The following is a 427-nucleotide window of genomic DNA, read 5'->3' on the forward strand; positions in this document are numbered from 1 at the left end:
TACCCCCGGCATAACCCTCGCGGGATACCGCCGTAGTGCCGTATATTTCAGTGGCCGACATAGCACCTATTGTCACAAAAACGGGTGTTCCAAAATCAGCTGGAACTGGAACAGGTGAAGCAGGAATATTAGTGCGCAGCGCCGCAAGGTTTTCATTATCGGGAACCGGATCAAAATAATTTCCCCCTGCTGCAATCGGCATAAATTCGAGGCAATTACCACCATTGGTTACGCGCACCGAATAAGGTAATGCAATTCGCAACTGCCGTGTCATCCGCTCCAATGCCTGGCGCGAGGTATTAACTAATAACGCTCGGGTTTGGGTGCGCTGATAGGACTCTGTAGTCCTCACCACAAAACCACTGCCAATAGTGCCAAGAATAGAAAGGACAACAATAACCCTGATTAATTCGATCAGTGTAAAACC

1 protein-coding gene is annotated in these 427 nt (G+C 48.7%); it reads right to left on the reverse strand.

What is annotated here, in order from left to right; translation table 11 throughout:
• On the reverse strand, positions 1-427 hold a 427-nt coding region (locus ACWA6V_RS08155), incomplete at both ends, for a PulJ/GspJ family protein (RefSeq protein ID WP_449522017.1).

Source organism: Cellvibrio sp. (assembly GCF_053579595.1).